Annotated in this window: 16 protein-coding genes; 8 read left to right on the top strand and 8 right to left on the bottom strand. The window is 66.6% G+C overall.

Features of this window, described 5'->3' with window-relative positions; all coding sequences use genetic code 11:
* Positions 1-387: 387 nt before the first annotated feature.
* From AC1RVY_RS07400 to AC1RVY_RS07390, 3 genes are all read left to right on the top strand, one after another.
* On the top strand, positions 388-1,632 hold the full coding sequence (locus tag AC1RVY_RS07400; protein ID WP_218340636.1) for a CmpA/NrtA family ABC transporter substrate-binding protein: 1,245 nt from the start codon (positions 388-390) through the stop codon (positions 1,630-1,632).
* Positions 1,633-1,668: 36 nt separating this feature from the next.
* The gene (ntrB, locus tag AC1RVY_RS07395; RefSeq protein ID WP_492806015.1) at positions 1,669-2,637 is read left to right on the top strand and encodes a nitrate ABC transporter permease; all 969 of its coding nucleotides are present in this window, start codon (positions 1,669-1,671) and stop codon (positions 2,635-2,637) included.
* A 104-nt stretch (positions 2,638-2,741) separates the two neighbouring features.
* Entirely contained in the window at positions 2,742-3,554 is an 813-nt protein-coding gene (locus AC1RVY_RS07390; protein WP_369641895.1) for an ABC transporter ATP-binding protein, read from the top strand.
* A gap of 103 nt (positions 3,555-3,657) precedes the next feature.
* On the opposite strand, the gene AC1RVY_RS07385 is transcribed toward AC1RVY_RS07390, so the two are convergent.
* Positions 3,658-4,098, bottom strand: coding sequence for a CBS domain-containing protein (locus tag AC1RVY_RS07385; protein WP_218293878.1), 441 nt, complete (start codon positions 4,096-4,098; stop codon positions 3,658-3,660).
* Positions 4,099-4,611: 513 nt separating this feature from the next.
* Between AC1RVY_RS07385 and AC1RVY_RS07380 the strand changes: the two genes are divergently transcribed.
* Both AC1RVY_RS07380 and AC1RVY_RS07375 read left to right on the top strand, forming a co-directional pair.
* Entirely contained in the window at positions 4,612-4,899 is a 288-nt protein-coding gene (locus tag AC1RVY_RS07380; protein ID WP_218293877.1) for a DUF4148 domain-containing protein, read from the top strand.
* A 92-nt stretch (positions 4,900-4,991) separates the two neighbouring features.
* A complete protein-coding gene (locus tag AC1RVY_RS07375; RefSeq protein WP_218293876.1) occupies positions 4,992-5,285 on the top strand; it encodes a DUF4148 domain-containing protein in 294 nt (97 codons plus the stop codon).
* Positions 5,286-5,425: 140 nt separating this feature from the next.
* On the opposite strand, the gene AC1RVY_RS07370 is transcribed toward AC1RVY_RS07375, so the two are convergent.
* The 4 genes from AC1RVY_RS07370 to AC1RVY_RS07355 are packed head-to-tail and all read right to left on the bottom strand — an operon-like array spanning position 5,426 to position 8,801.
* Positions 5,426-6,445 (bottom strand): TRAP transporter substrate-binding protein, encoded by a 1,020-nt coding sequence (locus AC1RVY_RS07370; RefSeq protein ID WP_492806012.1) that lies wholly within the window; start codon positions 6,443-6,445, stop codon positions 5,426-5,428.
* Between the two features lie 53 nt (positions 6,446-6,498).
* Positions 6,499-7,797, bottom strand: a complete 1,299-nt coding sequence (locus tag AC1RVY_RS07365) for a TRAP transporter large permease (RefSeq protein WP_218293874.1) — start codon at positions 7,795-7,797, stop codon at positions 6,499-6,501.
* 6 nt (positions 7,798-7,803) lie between these two features.
* A complete protein-coding gene (locus AC1RVY_RS07360; RefSeq protein WP_218293873.1) occupies positions 7,804-8,319 on the bottom strand; it encodes a TRAP transporter small permease subunit in 516 nt (171 codons plus the stop codon).
* A complete protein-coding gene (locus tag AC1RVY_RS07355) occupies positions 8,316-8,801 on the bottom strand; it encodes a gluconokinase (protein ID WP_218294444.1) in 486 nt (161 codons plus the stop codon). The genes AC1RVY_RS07360 and AC1RVY_RS07355 overlap by 4 nt, the downstream gene beginning before the upstream one ends.
* 204 nt (positions 8,802-9,005) lie before the next feature.
* Between AC1RVY_RS07355 and gntR the strand changes: the two genes are divergently transcribed.
* Complete coding sequence (gene gntR / locus AC1RVY_RS07350; protein ID WP_492245540.1) at positions 9,006-10,031, top strand: HTH-type transcriptional regulator GntR; 1,026 nt, start codon at positions 9,006-9,008, stop codon at positions 10,029-10,031.
* 158 nt (positions 10,032-10,189) lie between these two features.
* On the opposite strand, the gene AC1RVY_RS07345 is transcribed toward gntR, so the two are convergent.
* Both AC1RVY_RS07345 and AC1RVY_RS07340 read right to left on the bottom strand, forming a co-directional pair.
* Positions 10,190-10,675: a DUF2199 domain-containing protein gene (locus tag AC1RVY_RS07345; RefSeq protein WP_492806010.1), complete on the bottom strand. Its 486-nt coding sequence runs from the start codon at positions 10,673-10,675 to the stop codon at positions 10,190-10,192.
* Between the two features lie 459 nt (positions 10,676-11,134).
* Positions 11,135-12,796, bottom strand: coding sequence for a methyl-accepting chemotaxis protein (locus tag AC1RVY_RS07340; protein ID WP_492806008.1), 1,662 nt, complete (start codon positions 12,794-12,796; stop codon positions 11,135-11,137).
* Between the two features lie 518 nt (positions 12,797-13,314).
* Here AC1RVY_RS07340 and AC1RVY_RS07335 point away from each other — a divergent pair.
* Positions 13,315-14,532, top strand: a complete 1,218-nt coding sequence (locus AC1RVY_RS07335) for an MFS transporter (protein WP_218293870.1) — start codon at positions 13,315-13,317, stop codon at positions 14,530-14,532.
* A gap of 215 nt (positions 14,533-14,747) precedes the next feature.
* Here the strand turns inward: AC1RVY_RS07335 and AC1RVY_RS07330 are convergent, their stop codons facing one another.
* A complete protein-coding gene (locus tag AC1RVY_RS07330) occupies positions 14,748-16,511 on the bottom strand; it encodes a bifunctional protein-serine/threonine kinase/phosphatase (RefSeq protein WP_492806006.1) in 1,764 nt (587 codons plus the stop codon).
* Between the two features lie 334 nt (positions 16,512-16,845).
* Here AC1RVY_RS07330 and nirB point away from each other — a divergent pair, with 334 nt between their 5' ends.
* Complete coding sequence (gene nirB / locus AC1RVY_RS07325; RefSeq protein ID WP_492806004.1) at positions 16,846-19,290, top strand: nitrite reductase large subunit NirB; 2,445 nt, start codon at positions 16,846-16,848, stop codon at positions 19,288-19,290.
* The last annotated feature ends 10 nt before the right edge of the window (positions 19,291-19,300 follow it).

The following is a 19,300-nucleotide window of genomic DNA, read 5'->3' as shown; positions in this document are numbered from 1 at the left end:
CAGGTCCACCGGCTTCTCCCGGATGGTGCGCCGCACAAAGGCAGTGCGGCATTCACCGCGCGCACCACCTCCGCGCGTTTGCAGGTCAAAAAGGCCCCCAGCGCTTGATTCATTTGCGCAAGCAGCTATTAATTCAATAGCAAACCATGCGCCGAACTGATGCGGAGCCCGTGCGGCAAGGCCTGGCACGCCACTTGCATTAACCCCTGCGAGACCAATGGCGGTCTCACCCCCACACAGCACGGGCCCAAAGGCGGGCCGGTGCTGGGCGAGCCCTTCATCGGGTATCGCCATGGACAGAGGCGTCCCTCACCGACCGGTGCTGCATGTATGCAGGCTGCTCGGGAGGACGCCTTTTTTGTTTTCAACGCTATGAGGAAGTGCCCCATGACCGATCTGCTCAAAACCAGCCTCAACCGCCGCACCGTGCTGCAGGCCGCCACCGTGGGCGCCGTCGGCGTCAGCCCCGCGCTGCGTGCGCTGGTGCACGCCCAGGGCTCGGACGCGCCGGAGAAGAAGGAAGTCAAGATCGGCTTCATCCCGCTGACCGACTGCGCCAGCGTGGTGATGGCCTCGGTGCTCGGCATCGACAAGAAGTACGGCGTGACCATCATCCCCACCAAGGAAGCCTCCTGGGCCGGTGTGCGCGACAAGCTGGTCAACGGCGAACTCGACTTCGCCCACGTGCTGTACGGCCTGGTCTACGGCGTGCACCTGGGCCTGGCCGGGCCCAAGAAGGACATGGCCGTGCTGATGAACCTGAACCACAACGGGCAGGCCATCACGCTGTCCAAGAAGCTCGCCGACAAGGGCGCCGTCAATGGCGCGGGCCTGGCCAAGCTGATGGCCAGCGAGAAGCGCGAGTACACCTTCGCACAGACCTTCCCCACCGGCACACACGCCATGTGGCTGTACTACTGGCTGGCGGCCAACGGCATCAACCCGATGAAGGATGCCAAGGTCATCACCGTGCCCCCGCCACAGATGGTGGCCAACATGCGCGTGGGCAACATGGACGGCTTCTGCGTGGGCGAGCCCTGGAACCACCGCGCCATCATGGACGGCATCGGCGTGACGGCCACGACCACGCAGGACATCTGGAAGGACCACCCCGAGAAGGTGCTGGGCACCACGTCCGAATTCGTGCAGAAGTACCCCAACACGGCCCGTGCCGTGACGGCCGCCATCCTGGAGGCCAGCAAGTGGATCGACGAAGGCCTGGCCAACAAGAACAAGATGGCCGAGACCATTGCCGGCAAGGCCTACGTGAACACGGGCGTCGATGCCATCAACCAGCGCATCCTGGGCCGCTACCAGGACGGCATGGGCAAGACCTGGGACGACCCCAACCACATGAAGTTCTTCAACGAGGGCACGGTGAACTTCCCCTACCTCACGGACGGCATGTGGTTCCTCACGCAGCACAAGCGCTGGGGCCTGGTCAAGGACCACCCCGACTACCTGAACGTGGCCAAGGCCGTGAACCGCATCGACGTCTACAAGCAGGCGGCCGCCGCTTCCAAGACGCCGCTGCCCAAGAGCGAAATGCGTACGAGCAAGTTCATGGACGGCGTGGTGTGGGACGGCAAGGACCCCGCCAAGTACGCCGACAGCTTCAAGATCAAGGCGTAAGCGCCCTGCCCCGTCCACCCTGCACAGGAGAACACCATGGTCAGTGCCGTCTTTCACTCCCCGCTGGATGCAGCCCCCGTGGTTGCACAGAACGCTATGAATAATGTAGCTAGCAGCGCTTCGCCCGCAAGCGCCAGAAGCCAAAAGCAGTCAAAAACGGCAATGGCGGCAAGCCCTGCGCCCACGGCATCTGCAGCCCCCACCGGTCGCGACTGGGCGGCGCTGTCGCGCGGCTTCTGGATGGCGGTGCTGCCGCCGCTGTGTGGCCTGGGCTTGCTGGTGGGTCTGTGGGCCGTGGTGTCAGCCACCACGGGCAACAGCATTCCCGGCCCGGTGGAAACCTGGAAGCAGGCGCTGGAAATCTTCAGCAACCCGTTCTACCGCAACGGTCCCAACGACCAGGGCGTGGGCTGGAACGTGCTGATGTCGCTCGAACGCGTGGCCGTGGGCTTTGGCATGGCGGCGCTGGTGGGCATTCCGGCGGGCTTCGTGATCGGGCGCTTCAACTTCCTGTCGCGCATGTTCAACCCGCTCATCAGCCTGCTGCGCCCGGTGTCTCCATTGGCCTGGCTGCCGATCGGCCTCCTGGTGTTCAAGGGTGCCAACCCGGCCGCCATCTGGACGATCTTCATCTGCTCCATCTGGCCCATGATCATCAACACCGCCGTGGGCGTGCAGCGTGTGCCGCAGGACTACATGAACGTGGCCCGCGTGCTCAACCTCTCGGAGTGGAAGATCGCCACCAAGATCCTCTTCCCCGCCGTGCTGCCCTACATGCTGACCGGCGTGCGCCTGGCCGTGGGCACCGCGTGGCTCGTGATCGTGGCGGCCGAGATGCTGACTGGCGGCGTGGGCATCGGGTTCTGGGTGTGGGACGAGTGGAACAACCTCAACGTCAAGAACATCATCATCGCGATCTTCGTGATCGGCATCGTCGGGCTGGTGCTGGAGTTCGCGCTCATCAAGCTGGCCACTGCGTTCACCTTCGAAGAGGTCAAAACCTGACCCACCCCTGAGCCGCGCCTGCGGCGCGTCATCCCCTCAGGTGCCCCCCAGTGGCCCGGCCAAGCCGGTGCCGCGGCGGTCCTCGAAACAACCCGGAGTTCCTCATGCACACCTCTCTCACCACCAAGTTCATCGAAGTCCATGGCGTGGAGCAGACCTTCAAGACCGCCAAGGGCCTGTTCCCGGCGCTGCGCGACATCAACCTCACGATCGCCAAGGGCGAGTTCGTCGCGCTGATCGGCCACTCGGGCTGCGGCAAGTCCACCCTGCTGAACCTGATCGCGGGGCTGACCACGCCCACCAACGGCGCGCTGCTGTGCGCCAACAAGGAGATCAGGGGCCCGGGGCCGGAGCGCGCCGTGGTGTTCCAGAACCACTCGCTGCTGCCCTGGCTCACCTGCTTTGACAACATCTACCTCGCCGTGGAACGCGTGTTTGGCGGCAAGGAAACGAAGGCCCAGCTCAGGGCCCGCACCGATGCGGCGCTGGCGCTGGTGGGCCTCACGCACGCCGGGCAAAAGCGCCCCGGCGAGATCTCGGGCGGCATGAAGCAGCGCGTGGGCATCGCCCGTGCGCTGAGCATGGAACCCCAGGTGCTGTTGATGGACGAGCCCTTCGGCGCGCTCGATGCCCTGACCCGCGCCAAGCTGCAGGACGAGCTGCTGGAGATCGTGGCGCGCACGCAAAGCACCGTGGTCATGGTCACCCACGACGTGGACGAGGCCGTGCTGCTGTCCGACAAGATCGTGATGATGACCAACGGCCCCGCCGCCACCATTGGCGAGGTGCTGGCCGTCGACCTGCCCCGCCCCCGCCGCCGCGTGGAGCTGGCCGAGGACCCGCGCTACGTGCAGTGCCGCAAGGCGGTGATCGACTTTCTGTACACGCGGCAGGCGCATGTGGAGAAGGCGGCCTGACGGCGGGCCCCCGGATGCCGCAATCGGGCGGCCCCCCCCACGGGAATGCAAGGGCTCTGGCCACAAGGCCAGGGCCCTTGCCGCTTCGGCCTCTGTCTCTGTCTCAGCGCGCCCCGGTGATGTACTGCTCCAGCTGCTCGATGATGAATTTCTGCTCGGAAATGATGTCCTTGACCAGGTCACCGATGGAAATCATGCCCACGAGCTTGCTGCTGTCGTCCACCACGGGCAGGTGGCGCAGCCGGTTGCCGGTCATCAGCTGCATGCACTGCTCGCTGGTGTGGTCGGGCCGCACGAACAGCACGGCGGTCGTCATCACGTCCCGCACCTGGGTGACCGAGGACGTGCGCCCCATGAGCGCGATTTTTCGCGCGTAGTCCCGCTCGGTGAAGATGCCCACGATGTCGGCGCCTTCGGTCACGATCAACGCACCGATGCCCTTGTCCGCCATGAGCTTGAGCGCATCGAACACCGAAGTGGCGGGCCCGATGGTATGCACGGTGGCATCGGGTTTGGATTGAAGAATCTTGGCGACTACGGTCATTGGAACCTCCCTCGTGATGGCTGAAACAGGTACAGAGTGATTTCAGCCCATAAGCCTTGCCGATGCAACCCGCGCAAGTGCCATTCACCACACCTTTGGCGCGTTCCCCACGGACTCGATGCACATGTTTCGAACTTGTTGCATTCGGGAGAACCCGAAACAAACCGAAAAGAACCGAAACCGCGCTGAGACGACGCATGCCGCGCCGCCCGGCACGATACAGCCCATGTCCAACGCGCTTTCGAAAGGATTCACCGCCCACCTCTCCTGCCACCACGATCGCTTGCGACTGGCTACCGGCCCTCGGGCCGCAGGCAGAAAGACAGGCGTCTGGATTGTTTCCAAAACTGGAACAGTTAGTTTGCGACCGAGTAGTTTTTCTTTGTACCACCGCGGCGTACAGTTCATCCCATCGATGAGCCGAACCCGCAAGGCGACTCACCGAACCCGGTTCAGAAATGGTTTTTGTCCCGGTTTTTCTGAGACGCTTTTTTCTTCCTGAAGGATTTCATCATGAACAAGACCGCCCGCTTCCTCTCCATCGCCGCCGTGGCTGCTTTCGCTTCTTTCGGTGCCCAGGCCGACGAGGCCGATGCCTCGCAGTTCGCCACGAAGTTCGAGACGAACCGCACCCGCGCCGAAGTGGCCGCCGAAGCCGCCACAGTGGCCCAGACCCGCTCCATCGAGCCCGCAGGTTCGCGTGTGGTGACGTATCAATCCACCGCCGACCGCGCCGCCGTGCGTGCCCAGGCCGCCGATGCCGTGCGCACCGGCCAGATCCCTTCGGGCGAGCGTGGTTGATCAGCGTTTGATTCGCTGAATCCAGGCCCCCTCCTGCTGCGTATTTCCAAGTACATCGCCCTCATTTTTTTGAATTTCACCGGAGTTTCACCATGAACAAGACCGCACGCTTCCTCTCCATCGCCGCCGTGGCCGCTTTCGCTTCTTTCGGTGCACAGGCCGACGAAGTCGATGCTTCGCAGTTCGCCACGAAGTTCGAAACGAACCGCACCCGTGCCGAAGTGCAAGCCGAAGCCTCGGCAGTGCCCCAAACCAGCGGTGCCATCCCCGTCGGTTCGCGTGCCTTGGTCTACACCTCCACCGCTGACCGCAACGCGGTGAATGCCCAAGCTGCAGACGCCCTGCGCACTGGCAAGATCTCGTCCGGCGAAATCGGCTCCCTGTAATCCGCCCGGCCCGCGCCGCAAGGCGGTGCGGGCAGGCAGTTGCAAATGCAAATGCAAAAAGGCCGAGGCCCCTTTCGGGGGCTCGGCCTTTTGTCTTTGGGAGCCGCAATGGCGTTGCGGCAGCCGCGTCTCACCCAGGCTTATTTGCTCCCACGCGCCTGCGCCACGGCGCCCTGCACGTCCTTCCACAGCGCCTCGCCCACGTTGGCGGCAATGCTGGTGTTGACCGCCCCCAGTTTCTCGCGCATGCGGTTGGCTTCTGCGGGCGACAGTTCGTTGACCTGCATGCCCTTGGCCTTGAGGTCGGCCAGCGCCTTGTCGGCCTCGGCGCGCGTATCCTGGCGCTCGAAGTCGCGGCTCTTCCTCGCGGCATCGAGCAGCACCTTCTGCTCGGCCTTGTTGAGGCCGTCCCAGTACTTCTTGCTGACCAGCACGATCCAGGGGCTGTAGACGTGGTTGGTCACCGTGAGGTACTTCTGCACCTCGTAGAACTTGCTCGACAGGATGGTGTTGTAGGGGTTCTCCTGGCCGTCCACCGTGTTGGTCTCGAGGGCGGTGAACAGTTCCGAGAACGGCAGTGGAACAGCATTGGCTCCCAGGGTCTTGAAGCTGTCGAGGAACACGTTGTTCTGCATCACGCGCAGCTTGATGCCATTCATGTCCTCCAGCTTGGTGACCGGGCGCTTGCTGTTGGTCAGGTTGCGAAAGCCGTTCTCCCAGTACACGAGGCCCACGAGGCCCTTTTCCTGCAGCTTGTCCATCACCTTCTGGCCCACGGGGCCGTCCAGCACCACGTCGGCCTCCTTCGCGTTGTTGAACAGAAAGGGGGTGTCCCAGATCGCCATTTCCTTGGTGATGCCCACCAGCGTGGCGGTGGAGCCCACCATCATCTCCTGCGCACCGCCGACCAGCGCCTGCTGCATCTGCACGTCCGAGCCCAGGGCGGCGGCGCCGATGGCGCGCACCTTCATCTTGCCGCCCGAGGCCTTTTCGACCTCTTCGGCGAACAGCTTGGTGGCACGCCCCTGGTTGGACACTTCGTTGAGGCCGTAGCCAAACCGGATGATGCGCGGCTTGAAGTCCTGCGCGGCGGCCTGGAACGAGCAGGCAAGGGCGGCCACCGACAAGGCGGCCAGAAGGGTGCGGCGGAAAGTTTTCATGGTTGTCTCCATTAGCGGGTGGGAAAGGAAAAAAGAGGGGAGGAAACGGGCGGTCAGCGCAGCCACACCACGGGGGCGGTGACGATCTGTGGAAAGGCGACCAGCAAGGCCAGGATCAGCACGTAGGTGAAGAGGAACGGGTTCACGCCCTTGATCACGCTGTGCATCGATATCCGCCCCACCCCGGCCACCACGTTGAGCACCGTGCCCACCGGCGGCGTGATGAGGCCGATCGCGCCGTTGAGCACGAACATCAGGCCGAAATACACCGGGTCGATGCCCGCCTTCACGGCGATGGGCAGCATCACGGGCGCGAAGATCAGGATGGTGGGCGTGAGGTCGAGCGCCGTGCCGATCAGCACCAGCACGATCATCATCACCGCCATCAGGAGGCGGGGGTTCTCCACCAGCGGGCCCAGCCAGCTGGTCAGCACATTGGGCAGGTCGGCCAGCGTGATCATGTAGCTGGCCACCTGGGCGCCCGCGCAGAGGAACATCACGATGGAGGTGGTCTTGGCCGCACGCACCAGCACGCCGTAGATTTCCGCGATCTTCATTTCGCGGTGGACGAACAGCGCCACCACCAGCGCGTAGAACGCGGCCACCACGGCGGCCTCGGTGGGCGTGAAGACGCCCGACTTCATGCCGCCGATGATGATCAGGGGCATCAGCATGGCCCAGAAGGCACGCACCGTGGCGCGCAGGCGGTCCTTGACGGGCAAGGGTTCGCCCTGCGGCAGGTCCATGCCGCGCAGCACCCAGCGCCAGGCGAAGATGAGGCCCGCGCCCATCATCAGGCCCGGCACGATGCCGGAGACGAACAGCGCAGAGATCGAGGTGTTGGTCGTCACGCCGTAGATGACGAACGGCATGGAGGGCGGGATGATGGGCGCGATGATGCCGCCCGAGGCGATCAGCCCGGCCGACGTGTTCATCGGGTAGCCCTGCTGGCGCATCATGGGCAAGAGGATGGTGGCCAGCGCGGCCGTATCGGCCAGCGCGGAGCCGCTCATGCTGGCCATGAGCACTGCCGCGCCGATGGCCACGTAGCCCAGGCCGCCCCGGATGTGCCCGACCCAGGCCTGCGCCATGTCGATGATGCGGCGGCTGATGCCGCCCGAATTCATCAGCTCGCCAGCCAGGATGAAGAACGGCACGGCCAGCAGCGGAAAGCTGTCCACCCCCGCCACCAGGTTCTGGGCCAGCAGCTGCGCATCCCAGAAGTCGAGCACCCACGCCATGCCCGCGCCCGTGAGCACGAGGGCCAGGCCCATGTTCATGCCTGTGCCCATGAGCACCAGCATGCCCACGGAGAAAACAATAAAAGCCTGCGCTTCGGGTCCCAGGGACATCATCGGTTACTCCACCTCGGCGCCGTGACCCAGGTCCAGCGGCTTGCGTTGAATCAATTCGATCAGCGCCATGACGCCGATGGCGACAGCGCACAGGAAGGCGGGCAGCGGCAACAGGGCCGCCGGGTAGCCCAGCACCACGGAATGGCTGTCCATGCCGACGATCACCTGGTGCCAGGCGCCCCAGGCCAGCATCGCGCAGGCCGCGATCACCAGCAGCCGGATCAACGCCGTGAGCGCGCCAAATGCCAGGGGACGCTTGGCGAGCAGGCCCGCCAGGCTGGTGAAGGCCATGTGCTCGCCGGCGGGGTAGGCCGCCGCGGCGCCAATGAAAACCATCCACACGAAAAGCAGGCGCGAGAGTTCTTCGCTCGCCACGACGCCACTGCCAAAGCCGTAGCGCAGCACCACATTCACGAACACGGCCACGGCCATCACGGCCAGGCAGGCGGCCATGAGCACCTGGGAGGCGGCGACGTACCGGCTGGGCCGCACGGGGGTGGAGTCTTCCGGGGTGGTCATGCGGCCTCCGTGGCGGCGATCCAGGCCGAGGCCTGCTGTTGAAGAACGGCCAGGGCGGCCAGTGCATCCAGCCGCAGCACGCCCGCCTCGCCCACGGGCGACTCGAGCGTGGCGAACTGGCTGTCCACCAGCGCGCTGGAAAAGAAATGGGTCCCGGCACGGTCGGCCACGCGCTGGCCCGCGCTGGCACGGTCGATCTCCAGGAAAACGAACCGCAGCCCCGGGCAGGCATCGCGCAGGCGGTCCCGGTAGGACTTCTTGAGCGCGGAGCACGTCAGGACCGCGCCATGGGGCTGCGCCTGCAGCAGCTGCCCGAGCGTGGCGAGCCACCCCTCGCGGTCTGCATCGGTCAGCGCGATGCCCTGGCGCATCTTTTCACGGCTCGCCGGGCTGTGGTGGTCGTCTCCCTCGATCAGCGGCAGGCCCTCGGCTTGCGCCAGGGCCGAGCCCAGGCTCGACTTGCCGCACCCCGCCACGCCCATGACCACCAGAAAAACCGTTGACGGCAAAACACTCATGTTGGTAGCGCTATCCAATTGATCCATAAAAAAGGCACCCTGGCTGGATGCCGCAATAACCGTGGCAACTTTTGCAACTTCGTCCAAAATGGGCCTCAATGCCTTGTCCCATCGTTTGGACAGCGCTATCCTAACCACATCGATCCGCACCCCAATGAGGGTTAACCCTTGAACAAACCCGAGACAAGGCGCCGCTCCAGCGGCCGCATGACACTGAGCGACGTGGCCCAGGCCGCCGAGGTCAGCCCCATCACCGCCTCCCGCGCGCTGCGCGGCGAGCGCGGCGTGGCGCAGGAACTGGTGCAGCGCGTGAAAGACGCCGCCCAGCGGCTGGGCTACGTGCCCGACCCCGCCGCCAGGGCCCTCGCCTCCCAGCGCAGCGTGCAGGTGCCCGTGCTCGTCCCCCTGCTGTCCAACGCCCTGTTCGTCGACGTGCTGGAGGCCGTGCACCGCGCGCTGTTCCCCCACGGCTACCAGGCGCTGATCGGCGTGACCCACTACGACCCGCAGGAAGAAGAGCAGCTGCTGCGCACCTACCTGGCCCACCGCCCGGCGGGGCTGCTGGTCACCGGCTTCGACCGCACCGAGGCATCGCGCCAGATGATCGCCGCCAGTGGCGTGCCGTGCGTGCACCTGATGGAGATGACCTCCGCGCCCGGCGTGTACTGCGTGGGCTTTTCGCAGCAGGACGGGGGCCACGGCATGACGGCCCATCTGCTGGCCCGGGGCCGTCGCCGCGTGGCGTTTGTCGCGGCCCAGCTCGACCCCCGCACCATGCAGCGCGCCGAAGGCTACCGCCGCTGCCTGAAGGAAGCGGGCCTGTACGACCCGAAGCTGGAACTGCTCAGCCCCCAGCCCTCGTCCATGCGGCTGGGCGGAGAACTGCTGGAGGAACTGCTGCGCACCCGCCCGGGTGTCGATGCCGTGTTCTTCTGCAACGACGACCTGGCGCAGGGCGGCCTGCTGGCAGCGCAGCGGCTGGGCCTGCAGGTGCCCGGCCAGGTCGCCATCGCGGGCTTCAACGATCTGGCCGGCAGCGACCAGATGCTGCCGCCGCTGACCACGGTGCGCACGCCACGCTCGGCCATCGGCGAGGCCAGTGCGCGCATGCTGCTTGCGCTGATGCGCGGCGAGGCGCCCGAGCGGAACTCGGTCGACCTGGGCTTTGAGTTGACCGTGCGGGGGAGCACCTGAAGGGAGGAGCAGCACAGGGGCCGGAAACCCTGGATTTCCAGCCTTTTTGGCCTCCAGCCCTCATGCACAAAGCGCTAGCCGCTATGGTTTTTGATTTCACCAAGAACCCCGCCGCGCCCCCAGCCCACATTCTCAGCCCACATTCTCAGCCCACATCCTCAGCCCGCGCCCATGGCCTCGTGCCAATACCCGACCGTTGCGCCCCGGGCCAGAAGGTGCGCCACGGCCGAGCCAGGATCCACCCAGCGAATGTAGGGCGTGGGGTCGCCGGCCAGCACCTTGAGGCCCACGGCCGTGCCAGAGGAGCCGGGCACGCAGGGGATGGGATTGGCCAACGTGCCCGGCACCAGTTCGGCGTATTCCGCCAGCGTGTCCTCGTGCTCGCGATAGCCGCGGTAGCGGTCGTATGTTTCGCGGTCCACGCGGGCCCAGCAGATGAAACCCAGCGGCTTGAGGTCATCGGCCTTGAACGGGACCTCCAGCTCACAGCTGATGAAGTACTGCTCGTCGCCGATGCGGCAGGTGAAGTCGTCGTCGAACACGAGTTCATGCTCACGCTCGAGGGCCGGGTCCGGCAGCCGCCACATCATGTAGGGCGAGAGTTCATCGTGGTCCTTGCCGCAGCTCGCGCAGATGTATGCCATAGGGATCGACTCCTGTGATGTGCGCACTATGCACCGGCGTGGCGTGCCACGGACACCGCGCGTCCTGGTACGGCAACAGCGGCGTGCCGCTTGGCCACGCCTTCAGCGCACCGGCCCGCACAGGACGGCTGCCCAGCTTGCCGACGCACTCCAGCCCCCGGCCACGGGCCGATGGAGGTACGGCTGCACCAGGCACCAGCCCTGCGCCGCACAACGGTGCCTGCGTTCTCTTGCAGCAGGCGCGCACGCAGCCATGCAGGCAGGTCGCGATGAATCGTTCGGTGGTTGAAAGTGCCATGGTCTCCATCAGCAGGCAGGCACCCGCGCCCCGCCCTGGCCGCGAAGGCTACCGCACACCGCCGGCCGCGGCCACCCTACCGGCGGGGGGGCGGGCGTGCAAGAACCCATGTCCCGCGAGGCCGCGGGCCGCCGCCCACGCAACCGGCCGCCCGGCGCCTGTCAGACGGGCGCCAGCGCGCGGCTGGAAGACTTTGCCGCCTGGCCGCCCTTCATCTCCTTGCGCAGCGCCACCGCATCGCGCGTCTGCGCGGGCGCCGAGGCATCGATGCGGAACACCTGCACCGTTTCGGTCATGGTCTGGGCCTGGCCGTTGAGCTGCATGGCCGACGCGGCGTTCTCCTCCACCAGCGCGGCGTTCTGCTGCGTGATGGTGTCGAGCTGGGCCACCGCCGAGTTCACCTGCGAGATGCCGCTGAGCTGTTCGTTGGACGCGCTGTGGATCTCGCCGATCAGCGTGTTCACCCTGCGCACCAGCTCCAGCGATTCGGCCATGGTCTTCTGCGCGGCGTCGGTTTTTTCATGGCCCTCGCTCACCTTGGTGGCGGAGTCGTCGATCAGCTGGCGGATTTCCTTGGCGGCGGACTGCGTGCGATGCGACAGGCTGCGCACCTCCGACGCCACCACCGCGAACCCCCGCCCCTGCTCGCCCGCGCGCGCGGCCTCCACGGCCGCGTTGAGCGCCAGGATGTTGGTCTGGAACGCGATGGAGTCGATGAGCTGCGTGATCTCGCTGATGCGGCCCGACGCGGCCTGGATCTGCTTCATCGTGCTGGCCACGCCATCCACGGCCTCGCTGCTGCGCTCGGCCACCCCGGTGGCCTGCGTGGCCAGCACCGTGGCCTGGCGCGCCGACTCGGCGGTTTGCTTGACGGTGCCGGTGATCTCCTCCATCGACGCGGCCGTCTGCTGCAGGTTGCCGGCCTGCGCCTCGGTGCGCGCCGACAGGTCCTGGTTGCCCTGCGCGATCTCGCGGGTGGAGAGCTGCATGTGCTCGCTCTCCTGGCGCGCGTCGCGCACGATGGACAGCAGGTTCACGTTGAGCTGCGCCAGCGCCTTCTGCAGGTCGCCCACCGTGTCGCTGCGCGTGGCGCTGATCTTCTGCGTCAGGTCGCCTGCCGCCATGCGGTTGGCCCATCGCAGCATCTGCGCCAGCGGCGCGACCGTGACCTTGTGCAGGTAGGCCGCCATGGCCAGCGCCAGCAGCGCCACGGCCACCCACGCCACCCCGGACGCGAGCGTCACCGCATGCCCGCCCAGCCATGCGGCCCCGAACGAGGCGAGCACCAGCAGCAGCGTGCAGAGCATCATCTTGCCCAGGGGCCCCAGGCGCACCCAGCCAGCGACGCGCCCCCAGGACGTGTTCTTCACCAGCTGGCCCGCGCGCAGCACGTGCACGGACGTGCCGGCCTGCTTCTCGGCCTGCATCTGCCGGTACAGCCGGTCGGCCGCCTGGATCTCTTCGCGCGTGGCCTCGGTGCGCACCGACATATAGCCCGTGGGCTGGTCGCCCTGCATCAGCGGCGTCACGTTGGCCATCACCCAGTAGAAAGAGCCGTCCTTGCGCCGGTTCTTGACCGCCGCCGACCAGGGTGCGCCGCTGGCGATGGTGTCCCACATGTCGCGAAACGCCTCCTCGGGCATGTCCGGGTGCCGGATCATGTTGTGCGGCTGGCCCAGGAGTTCTTCCTTTTCGTACCCGCTGACCTCGATGAACATCGGGTTGCAGTACAGGATGCGCCCCTTGAGATCGGTGGTGGACACCAGGGTCTGGCCGGCGGGAAACGCATATTCCTGGGTGCTGACGGGCAGATTGACGCGCATGGTGGGTCCCTCATCAAAGAATGGGAATAGGCCGTTGCTCGGTCCACCGCCCCCTGGCACCACGAGACACGCCAGGCACGGATGCAAACCATGCTAATCCAGGAACTTGCAATCCTGAAACAAATTCGGGCCGTGCCGCGCCAAAAATCCCCAAACAGGTGCATCGCGCCCACACCGGGTTGGTGCGTTGCGCTGCACCATTCCAGGCACCCCGCCGGCCGGGCACCCATCCCGGCCGCAGCGAACGCTGGCGCATGACGGCGCCCGGGCTGGGTTCCTTTTGCGCTTTGGCAATGCACCGCCTTGGCACAGCCATTGCTTGAGGAAGCCTGCGGCCAATGCGGGCCGCGTGTCAGCCCGGTGCAACGGCGGATTGGGCGAACAGGACGTTGGCGTCTTCATGGGCAGGCACAGGCTGGGACACAGCCCGAGCAGTCCATGCAGGCGCCTTTTTGTTTTTCTGCCCCGGCTGGGGTGTGCTTGCGGCAGGCACCACGGCCCTTTTGCGCAAGATCGCCATGCTTCAATTTCGCGAGTTCCTCAAGTCCGGCCACGCGCCCACGCTGTGGTCGTCCTTTCTGTATTTCGGTTTCTCGTGCGCAATCTGGGTGATCAACGGTGCCATGGCGCCGTTCATCCGCGAAGCCTTCCAGCTCACCCCCACGCAGATGGGCATGATGCTGTCCATCCCCATCTTCGCGGGCGCGCTCATGCGTTTTCCGCTGGGCATCCTGGCGCAGTACATCGGCCGCAAGAACGCCACGCTGGTCGAGATGGCCGGCATCTTCCTGGCCATGGGCTTTGGCTACATGTTCGTGCACACCTACAACGACCTGCTGGCCATGGGCATCCTGCTGGGCGTGGCGGGCGCCAGCTTTGGCGTGGCGCTGTCGCTGGGTTCGGGCTCGTTTCCGCCGCGCTACAAGGGCCTGGCCATGGGCATCGTGGGCGCCGGCAACGTGGGTACGGCGGTGGCCGCGCTGCTCGCCCCCGCACTGGCGCAAAAGTTCGGCTGGCAGGCCGTGTATGGCTTTGCCGCCGTGAGCGTGGCCATCCCCGCGCTGGTGATGGCCGTCTACGCGAAGGAACCTCCAGACCTCGCGGCCCACAGCAGCTTTCGTGAACACATTGCCTGCCTGTTCGAGAAGGACGGCTGGGCCTTCAGCCTGATCTACGCCGTGACGTTTGGCGGCTTCATCGGCCTGACCGCCTTTTTGCCCAGCTACTTCTACGACCAGTTCAGCGTGAGCAAGGTGCAGGCAGGCCAGCTCACGATGATGGCGGCCTTTCTGGGCGCGGCCCTGCGCATATTCGGCGGCTGGCTGTCGGACCACTGGGGCGGCGTCAACACACTGACGGGCGTGCTGGCCATCACGGCCGTGAGCATGGTGCTGTGCGGCCTGGCAGAGAACTCGCTGCCCATCACCATGCTGCTGTTCCTGGTGTGTTTTGCAGCGCTGGGCGCGGGCAACGGCGCACTGTTCCAGCTGGTGCCGCTGCGCTGGCCGCTGACCACGGCGGTGGCGGGCTCGATGATCGGTGAGATCGGCGCGCTGGGCGGCGGCCTCATCCCCAATGGCATGGGCATCTCGCGCCAGTACACGGGCACTTACCTGTGGGGTTTCGTGGGCATCGCAGTGTGTGCGCTGGCCATGCTGCTGCTGCTGCGCGTGATGCAGATCCGCTGGACGCGGACCTGGGCCGAACGCGGCGGACGGGCCAGGACTTCCTCCTGAGGCGTTGCGGCCTTGCCTTGTGCCTGCCCACGGGGGCGCGGGCATGGGCCGCCCGAAAGGAAAAGCCCCTGCCCGGCATCCCGGCAGGGGCCGGGGCGGCTTCAGAGGCCGCGCACCACCTCGATGTTATCTTGAAGGGAAAACAGGCCCTGGCGCTTTCTCCATCAGTGCCAGCAGCTATGTTTTCAATAGCAATCAACCACCATTGCCGCCCCCTACCGGGGCAGGAACAGCAGCCAGTAGATCAGCAGCAGGTTCACCAGCACGCTCACCGCGAGCGCGATCTTCCACAGGGCCGTGGCATCGCGCTGCATCAGGGGCTGGGGGCCGGGGGCCGACAGGGGCCGCGACGCGCCGCGCTCCAGGGCCAGCAGCAGCTCCTCCGCCGTCTCGAAGCGCTGCGCGCGGTGGCGCGCCACGGCCTTCAGGGCGATCTGGTCGAGCCAGATGGGCACGCCCGGATTGTGGCGGCTGGGGGCCACGGGGTCGCGGTGGTAGCGGCCCAGCTGGTACTGCACCACCTCGCCATAGGGCAGGCGCCCGTGGCTGAGCAGCTGGTACAGCGTGACACCCAGCGCGAACAGGTCGCTGCCCGCGTCGGGCAGCTGGCCGGCGGGATCGCCGTTGCGTTCGTAGCCCGGCCACTGCTCGGGGTTCATGTAGCTGGGGGTGCCCGCGTGCAGGCGGCGCGTGGCCTCGGGCTCGCGGCCCGAGAGGGCCACGCCCAGGTCCAGCACGCGCAGCACGCCGTCGTCGCCCAGGTGCAGGTTGTCGGGCTTGATGTCGCGGTGCACCACGCCCTGGCGGTGCAGCCAGCCCAGCACGCGCGCGGCCTGCACGGCCACCGTCACGGCCTGCCCCACGGCCAGGTGCTGGCGGTGGCGCAGGCGCTGCCCCAGCGTGTCGCCGGAATGCCAGTCGTACAGCAGGTAAAACGCGCTGGCCCCCGTGCTGTCGCCCGTGCCGGTGGCGCCCAATGGCCAGTCGTTGAGCCGCGCCAGATGGGCTGCGGCCTGGCCCGACTGCATGCGCCGCGCCACCCAGGCCTCGTGCGCCAGCGTGGCGCGCTCCTCCACGTCGTGGGCACGCGCGGGCAGCAGGGTCTTGAGGGCATACAGCCGCTGCGTGGCCCCGTCGCGCACCTGGTAGATGCGGTGGATGCCGCTGTCGGCCACCAGGGCCGTCACCGTGAGGCCATCCACGGTGTCGCCCACCTTGAGCAGGGGCAGCACGGGCAGGTCCTGCGCACGGCGGGATTCATCCTGCAGCGTGGCCTCCAGCACGCCCTGCACCTGCACGATCAGCGCGGTCACGTTGTCGCTGCTGCCACGGCGCAGCGCGGCCTGCACCAGCCCGTCGCTCAGGGCCTGCGCCGGCCCGCCCTGGCGCAGCAGCTGGCGCAGCTCGCGCACGGGAAGGCTGCCGTGCACGCCATCGGAGAGCAGCACGAACAGGTCGCCGCTGTGCAGTTCGCCCTGGCTGTAGTCCACCACCACATGGTCATCCAGGCCCATGGCGCGGGTGAGCTGGTGGGCGAAGTCGTGCTGCGACATCACGTGGTCGGCGGTCAGCTGCTGCAGCCGGCCGCCGCGCAGCAGGTAGGCCCGCGTGTCGCCCACATGGGCCAGCGTGTACGACTGGCCGCGCAGCACCAGCGCGGTCACGGTGGTCAGCCCCACCGCGGGCTGGCGGCGCCGGTTCATGGACGCGAGCCAGCCGTTGTGGGCGGACAGGATGCGGTCCAGCGCCACCGTGGTGTCCCAGGTGTCGGGCGTGGCGAAGTAGTCGTTCACCAGCGTGTTGACCGTGGTCTGGGCGGCCTCGCGGCCGTTGCCGCCCGTGCTCACGCCATCGGCGATGGCGGCGATGGCACCCCGCTCGCGCTCGCGCCCCTGCCCGGACACCAGCGCGGCGAAGTCCTCGTTCAACGCCTTGCGCCCGGCCTGCGAGGTGTAGCCAAAGTCCAGTTCAAAACTCATGCACCAGCTCCATGCAGGTTTCATGCCCAAGGTGGTGCATGCCGCGCCCGCCGGGTGCGCGGGGCGGCACGGGCCCGGCCCCGGCCTGCCCCATTCTCCGGGCCCGGCGCCAGCCCGCGCCCCAGATGCGTGCAGGGCGACTGGCACAAGCATTGCTTAACGTAGGCAACGAGACCCTGCGGGGTCCCGCAATTCAGCCGTGCAATGGCGCACCGAGGAGTTGTACGGACAAAGGCGTCCCCACATGCCGTTTCGAATCGCATTCGAAGCAGCATCGTGTGGACGCCTTTTTTGTTTTTCGCGCCGCCCCGGCGGCGCAACGGACGGAGTCACGATGAAAAAGCTCAAGCTGGTGATGGTGGGGAACGGCATGGCCGGTGTGCGCACGCTGGAAGAGCTGCTCAAGATTGCCCCCGATCTGTACGACATCACGGTGTTCGGCGCCGAGCCGCATCCCAACTACAACCGCATCCTGCTCTCGCCCGTGCTGGCCGGCGAGCAGACCATCGACGAGATCATTCTGAACGACTGGTCCTGGTATGCCGGCAACCACATCACGCTGCACACCGGCTTCACGGTGACCGACGTGGACCGCGTGCGCCGCGTGGTCAGCGCGACCAGTGCCGCAGGCGATGTGATCACCGCCGAATACGACCGCCTGATCATGGCCACCGGCTCGAACCCGTTCATCCTGCCCGTGCCGGGCAAGGACTTGAAGGGTGTGCTGGCCTACCGCGACATCGCCGACACCCAGGCCATGATCGACGCCGCCGCCACCTACAAACACGCCGTGGTCATCGGCGGCGGCCTGCTGGGCCTGGAGGCCGCCAACGGCCTCATGAAGCGCGGCATGCAGGTCACCGTGGTACACGTGGCGGGCTGGCTCATGGAACGCCAGCTGGACGACGTGGCGGGCAAGATGCTGCAGGATTCGCTGCAGCAGCGCGGCATGCAGTTCTTGATCGGCGCGCAGACGCAGGAACTCGTGGGCAACGCCGATGGCCGCGTGGCGGGCATCAAGTTCAAGGATGGCACCGAGGTGCCCGCCGACCTCGTGGTGATGGCCGTGGGCATCCGCCCCAACACCGCCCTGGCTGAAAAGATGCGCCTGCACGTGAACCGCGGCATCGTGGTGAGCGACACGCTGCAGACCACCACCGACGCACGCATCTACGCCGTGGGCGAATGCGCCGCGCACCGGGGCATTGCCTATGGCCTGGTGGCCCCGCTGTTCGAGCAGGGCAAGGTGCTGGCCAACCACCTGGCCGAGTTCGGCATTGGCCGCTACCAGGGCTCGCTGACCTCCACCAAGCTCAAGGTCACCGGCATCGATTTGTTCTCGGCCGGCGACTTCCAGGGCGGTGAAGGCACCGAAGAAATCGTGATGAGCGACCCCTTCGGCGGCGTGTACAAAAAACTGGTGATCAAGGACGACAAGCTGGTGGGCGCCTGCCTGTATGGCGACACGGTGGACGGCAGCTGGTACTTCAAGCTGCTGCGCGACGGCCGCAGCGTGACCGACCTGCGCGACAAGCTCATGTTCGGCGAATCGCACCTGGGCGACACCGGCCACCAGGGCCAGAGCAAGGCCGCCGCCATGCAGGACAGCGATGAGGTCTGCGGCTGCAACGGCGTGACCAAGGGCTCCATCTGCAAGGCCATCAAGGAAAAAGGCCTGTTCACGCTGGATGAAGTGCGCAAGCACACCAAGGCCAGCGCCTCCTGCGGCTCATGCACCGGGCTGGTGGAGCAGATCATCATGTTCACAGCGGGCGGCGACTACAGCGCCACGCCCAAGACCAAGGCCATGTGCGGCTGCACGGACCACGGCCACCAGGCCGTGCGCGATGCGATCCGCACAGCCAAGCTGGTGACCATCGCCGACGTGTTCAGGTTCATGGAATGGAAGACGCCCAATGGCTGCGCCAGCTGCCGCCCCGCGGTCAACTACTACCTCATCAGCACCTGGCCCAAGGAGGCCAGGGACGATCCGCAAAGCCGCTTCATCAACGAACGCAGCCACGCCAACATCCAGAAAGACGGCACCTACAGCGTCATCCCGCGCATGTGGGGCGGCGAGACCACGGCCGACGAACTGCGCCGCATCGCCGACGCGGTGGACAAGTACAAGATCCCCACCGTCAAGGTCACGGGAGGCCAGCGCATCGATTTGCTGGGCGTGAAGAAGGAAGACCTGGTCAATGTGTGGAAGGACATCGGCATGCCCAGCGGCCACGCCTACGCCAAGGCCCTGCGCACCGTGAAGACCTGCGTGGGCAGCGAGTGGTGCCGCATGGGCACCCAGGACAGCACGCAAATGGGCAAGGACCTGGAGCGCGCCATGTGGCGCATGTACGCGCCGCACAAGGTGAAGTTCGCGGTGTCGGGCTGCCCGCGCAACTGCGCCGAGGCCGGCATCAAGGACGTGGGCATCATCGGCGTGGACTCGGGCTGGGAGATGTACGTGGCCGGCAACGGCGGCATCAAGACCGAGGTGGCGCACTTCTTTACCAAGCTCAAGACCGCCGAGGAAGTGCTGGAGTACACGGGCGCGTTCTGCGAGCTGTACCGCCAGGAGGGCTGGTACCTGGAGCGCACCGTGCACTACGTGGACCGCGTGGGCCTGGACTACGTCAAAAAACGCATCCTCGAAGACCACGAAGGCCGCAAGGCCCTGTGGGAGCAGCTGCAGTTCGCGCTCGACGGCGAGCCCGACCCCTGGTTCGAGTTCGACAAGGCGGCGGTGGACACCCGCCAGTTCGCCCCCCTGGGCGCCTGAGTCCCCACGG

Source organism: Acidovorax sp. GW821-FHT11A03 (assembly GCF_058809075.1).
This window is presented reverse-complemented; position numbering and strand designations above follow the sequence as displayed.

Excerpts from the sequence above, each read along its gene's own strand:
- AC1RVY_RS07365 (WP_218293874.1), bottom strand. The coding sequence starts at position 7,797 with ATGTCCCTGGGACCCGAAGCGCAGGCTTTTATTGTTTTCTCCGTGGGC.
- AC1RVY_RS07355 (WP_218294444.1), bottom strand. The coding sequence starts at position 8,801 with ATGGGCGTGGCGGGGTGCGGCAAGTCGAGCCTGGGCTCGGCCCTGGCG.
- AC1RVY_RS07345 (WP_492806010.1), bottom strand. The coding sequence starts at position 10,675 with ATGGCATACATCTGCGCGAGCTGCGGCAAGGACCACGATGAACTCTCG.
- AC1RVY_RS07360 (WP_218293873.1), bottom strand. The coding sequence starts at position 8,319 with ATGACCACCCCGGAAGACTCCACCCCCGTGCGGCCCAGCCGGTACGTC.
- AC1RVY_RS07370 (WP_492806012.1), bottom strand. The coding sequence starts at position 6,445 with ATGAAAACTTTCCGCCGCACCCTTCTGGCCGCCTTGTCGGTGGCCGCC.
- ntrB (WP_492806015.1), top strand. The coding sequence starts at position 1,669 with ATGGTCAGTGCCGTCTTTCACTCCCCGCTGGATGCAGCCCCCGTGGTT.
- AC1RVY_RS07400 (WP_218340636.1), top strand. The coding sequence starts at position 388 with ATGACCGATCTGCTCAAAACCAGCCTCAACCGCCGCACCGTGCTGCAG.
- AC1RVY_RS07385 (WP_218293878.1), bottom strand. The coding sequence starts at position 4,098 with ATGACCGTAGTCGCCAAGATTCTTCAATCCAAACCCGATGCCACCGTG.
- AC1RVY_RS07340 (WP_492806008.1), bottom strand. The coding sequence starts at position 12,796 with ATGCGCGTCAATCTGCCCGTCAGCACCCAGGAATATGCGTTTCCCGCC.
- AC1RVY_RS07330 (WP_492806006.1), bottom strand. The coding sequence starts at position 16,511 with ATGAGTTTTGAACTGGACTTTGGCTACACCTCGCAGGCCGGGCGCAAG.
- AC1RVY_RS07390 (WP_369641895.1), top strand. The coding sequence starts at position 2,742 with ATGCACACCTCTCTCACCACCAAGTTCATCGAAGTCCATGGCGTGGAG.
- nirB (WP_492806004.1), top strand. The coding sequence starts at position 16,846 with ATGAAAAAGCTCAAGCTGGTGATGGTGGGGAACGGCATGGCCGGTGTG.
- AC1RVY_RS07380 (WP_218293877.1), top strand. The coding sequence starts at position 4,612 with ATGAACAAGACCGCCCGCTTCCTCTCCATCGCCGCCGTGGCTGCTTTC.
- AC1RVY_RS07335 (WP_218293870.1), top strand. The coding sequence starts at position 13,315 with ATGCTTCAATTTCGCGAGTTCCTCAAGTCCGGCCACGCGCCCACGCTG.
- AC1RVY_RS07375 (WP_218293876.1), top strand. The coding sequence starts at position 4,992 with ATGAACAAGACCGCACGCTTCCTCTCCATCGCCGCCGTGGCCGCTTTC.